3 protein-coding genes are annotated in these 3,919 nt (G+C 71.9%); all 3 read right to left on the bottom strand.

Annotation, left to right across the window (positions count from 1 at the left end):
* Positions 1 to 363: 363 nt before the first annotated feature.
* The 3 genes from VFZ20_RS05970 to VFZ20_RS05960 all read right to left on the bottom strand — a co-directional run bounded on the left by VFZ20_RS05970 (position 364) and on the right by VFZ20_RS05960 (position 3,647).
* Complete coding sequence (locus tag VFZ20_RS05970) at positions 364 to 936, bottom strand: peptidylprolyl isomerase (protein ID WP_329682926.1); 573 nt, start codon at positions 934 to 936, stop codon at positions 364 to 366.
* A 219-nt stretch (positions 937 to 1,155) separates the two neighbouring features.
* A complete protein-coding gene (locus VFZ20_RS05965) occupies positions 1,156 to 3,090 on the bottom strand; it encodes a hypothetical protein (RefSeq protein ID WP_329682925.1) in 1,935 nt (644 codons plus the stop codon).
* A 215-nt stretch (positions 3,091 to 3,305) separates the two neighbouring features.
* Positions 3,306 to 3,647, bottom strand: coding sequence for a hypothetical protein (locus tag VFZ20_RS05960; RefSeq protein WP_329682924.1), 342 nt, complete (start codon positions 3,645 to 3,647; stop codon positions 3,306 to 3,308).
* Positions 3,648 to 3,919: the final 272 nt, after the last annotated feature.

Genomic DNA, 3,919 nt, shown 5'->3' with positions numbered 1-3,919 from the left:
CTCGCTTCGCGGGCAAGATCCTTCGTCGCCGCCACGGATCGCGTCCGGGCAAGACCACGCGGCGGCTCCTCAGGATGACAAGCGCGGGATTGGCCGCGCGGGAACGCCCGGCGGATCACCTCCCAAGGCTGCTCCCCGTCTGGAACCCTCCCCCGGCGATTGTCATCCTGAGGGGCCCTCACGGATCCGTCCGTGCAGGATTGTCCGCGGCCCCGAAGGATCTTGCCTGCAAAACAGGAGGCCGGCTCCCGTGCAGGGGAGCCGGCCTGTCGCATCGCGGGCAAGATCCTTCGTCGCCGCCACGAATCACGTCCGGGCAAGACCACGCGGCGGCTCCTCAGGATGACAAGCGCGAAAGGCGGATCACTTCACCCGCACGACGCGGAACGGGATGGGACGCGCGATCCGCTCCTCCTGCGCGGGAAGCTTGGAGATCTGCTCCACGAGCTCCATCCCGTCCACCACCCGGCCGAACGCGGCATAGCCCTGCCGCTGCGCGTCGCGGTAGTCCAGGTGCGGCTGGTCGCCCACGACGATGAAGAACTCCGCCCGCGCGCTGTTCACCCCGAAGCGCGCCATGGATACGGTGCCGTCCGTGTGCCTGAGCCCCGTCGTTTGTGTCGATTCCAGGCCGATGGGCGGCAGCAGCTTCGTGGTGTCGTCGTCCATGTACAGGCCGCCCTGCACGATGGCGTTGCGCTGCTGCATGAGCTCCGCCTCGGAGCCACGCACGCGGTAGAACGACGCATTCGCGTACCGTCCCTCGTCCACGTAGCGCAGGAAGTTGGCGGCCGTGAGGGGCGCCCGTGCGCTGTCCACCTCCACGCGGATGGTGCCGAACTGCGTCACCACGTCCACCCGCGGGTTCCGCGGCCCGCACCCGACGAGCATCGTGGCGAAGAAGATTCCGAGCAGCGGCAGTACGGCGCGGCGCATCCGATCTCACGGTTGATTGTGGACGTCGGCCGATGCGCATCACCCGCATCGGCCCCGGCGCAGCTTACGCGGGCGGCGGGTATGCGCACAAGACGACGGCCCCGCGACGGTGTGCGTCGCGGGGCCGGATCGGGAGCACGCAATCCTGCTTTCGTATTGGATTCGGAAAGCAGTTGTTTTCCGAGGGGCCCTGGATCGCCGTTTCGTCCCTCGTCGGTGCTACGCGAGGGCCTCGTCCAGGAGACGCTGGACGACCGCGTGCGCCTCGGGCGGCAGCGGGTGCTCGCGCTGCAGCAGCGTCACCCGGTCGGCGAACTCGCGGACGGCGTTCTCGTGGCCCTTCCGCAGCCCGCGCACGGCCTGGACGAGCAGCAGGCGCGTGGCGGCGTTGCGCGGGTTGTCCAGGCACAGCTGCAGGTTGCCCGCGATCATCTCGCGCGTGCCGTTCAGCGCCGCGGGGTCCGCGCCCTCCATGTTGAAGCAGCGGATGGCCAGCAGCTGCTCCAGCCGCACCAGGTAGCTGGAGAGCATGCTGCCCGCGGGGACGGCGTACAGCGGGGGCGGCGTGCGCGCCTCCACGCCGGCCTGCTCCGCCAGCAGCGCCATCAGCCGATCGGCCAGGCGACGGACGCCGTCCGCCGGGTCGCGCGAGTCCAGCGCGGCGCCCAGCGTGCCCACGCAGGCGCCGTCGCTCGCGCGGATCACGCGCAGCTGCACGCCCCACGGGTCCCGCAGCGCGCGCAGGTGCGTGACGACGACGTACTCCTGGCCGGGCCCCGCGACCGCCGCGGCCTCCTCGTCCGTCCAGCCCTCCCCGCGCAGCGCGAACGCGCCGGGCGTGAGCATCACCCACGGCACCAGCGTCTCGGCGCGCGCCGTCGTCGCGAGCGACGCCTGCTCCGCCAGGAACAGGGGCAGCGCGCGGCTCAGCCGCCCGGCGTCGTCCGTCAGCTGGTGCTCGGGCACGGAGCCCTGGTCCGGCTGCTCCGCCGTGCTGCCCAGGAAGCAGATCACCGGCCCCGCCGGCGCCTCGGCGGGGAGCAGGCCGGGCACGGGCTCGCCGGCGGCCCACACGGGGCCTTCCAGCCGCAGCATGGCCAGCGGGATCTGCCCGTCGGGGGGCGTGTCCACGGGCGCCAGGCCCGCCCGCGCGATCTCCTTTTCCCAAAAGGCCAGCGCCGGGCCCCAGTCCGGCCGCTGCAGCGCGTGCAGCTGCTCCAGCACCTGCCGGGCAGCCTCCGGCTGGCCCAGGTCCAGGTACGCCTTCATGAGGTTGTTGCCCACCATCACCCCGTGGCGCGCGGCGTCGTAGCGCGGCGCCGTGAGCTCCACCAGCTCGCCCAGCAGGCCGTGCCCGCCCAGGTCGCCGCTCATCTGCTCCAGCAGCAGCGCGGGGACGTTGTCGCCCACGCGCGACAGGCTCTCGTGGTACAGGGCCAGTGCCTGGTCGCGGTCGCCCGCCGCCAGCGCGTCGCGGGCCAGCCACAGCTGCGCGCGCCAGCTGCCGGGAAGGACGGCCACGCGGCGCATGGCCTCCAGCGCCCCCGCGTCGCCGCCCCGGTCACGCTCCTGCGCCTGGTACCACGCCACGGCGTTGTCCAGGTTGGGATCCAGCTGCAGCCCGCGCCACAGCGTCTCCTCCGCCTTTTGCGCCTCGCCGCGGTCCGCGTAGACCTTGGCGAGGTTGGTGAGCACCACGCCCGTCTCGCCGCGCTGCGCCGCGTACGACGTCAGCACGCGCTCCGCCTCGTTCAGCGCCCCGTTCTTCATCAGGACGATGGCCAGGGCCGTGGCGCCGCGCTCCGGGATGGGGTCAATGCCGTTCAGCCGGTCCGCCGCCTCCATCACGTCCGCCTGGAACCCGTCCTCCACGGCGCGGATGATGAGCTCGTACAGCACGTCGGGGTTGTCCCAGTGCGCGTGCAGGCTGCCGGCGAGCACCTTGGTGCGCCACTCCTCCCGCGGGATGAGGATGGACCGGCCGTACTCGTCGTACGCCTGCATCATCGGCTGCGCGTCCGCGTCCGGCGCGGCGGGCGTCGGTGGCGGCGCGGCAGGCGAGGCCGATGCCGATGCCGACGGCTTCGGCGGCGACGCGGGCGCCGGCGAGGCGGGTTGCTGCTTCTTGCCGAACAGCTTGTCGAAAATGCCCATGTGGCGGGGCGGATGGAATCGAGTGGGGAACTGCGGTCCTGCCCGAAGCGGCGGATCGCGAGGCGGCGAGCCCGTGGAAAGAACCGCGCCGCCGCCCCGTCAGGCGAGTATATCCGCCCGGGGGTAGACGCACAACGCGTGGCCCGACGGCATCATGACGGATGCGGTCGGTGGATGATGATCATCGCGACGGGACAGGCGCCGGGTGATGCGGATCAGGCCGGCGCGACGGTGAAGGTGACGGGCTCGGCGCCGCCGCCACGCACCCGGATGGTCGCGGACGGCGACGGCGGAAGCGCCAGCTGGACCGGCGCCGGGAGCGCGGCTGGGTCCGCGATCTCGCCCGCCGCGGCAGGCGCCACGCCCAGGACGACGCTGTCGCCCTCGTGTTCCACCGTGACACGCTCACCCGGCGGCGGCAGGGCGATCACGCGGTCCGCGATGAGCGGCGCCGCGTTCGAGCCGGCGTCTTCGCTCGCGACGAACGGTGGCTTCTGGTAGATGACGACGCTCTGTCCGTCACCGGACTCGTTGATGAGATGCAGCTGGATGGCCATGGCGTCCTCGATAGCGGGCGGCGGATGCGGGCCTGCAGGCGCAGCACGGTGCCTGCCTGGCCGCGCCCGCGCAAGCCGCATCGTCCTGTTTCGCATAGACACTGCGCATCGATTGATTCCTGGGGGAGCGCCCGCGTAGAACTCGCCCGTTCACGAGAGATCACGGGCGCGACCGAAGGATCTTGTGTCCAAACCACGGGGCCACTTCATGCCTGGAAGCCGGGCCCGAGTCTCGCATACAAGATCCTTCGTCGCCGCCATGGATCAAGCCC

It is taken from the genome of Longimicrobium sp., from assembly GCF_036280135.1.
Taxonomy (GTDB): Bacteria; Gemmatimonadota; Gemmatimonadetes; order Longimicrobiales; family Longimicrobiaceae; genus Longimicrobium.
The sequence above is the reverse complement of the archived record's forward strand: the minus strand, read 5'-3'. Positions and strand labels throughout refer to the sequence as shown.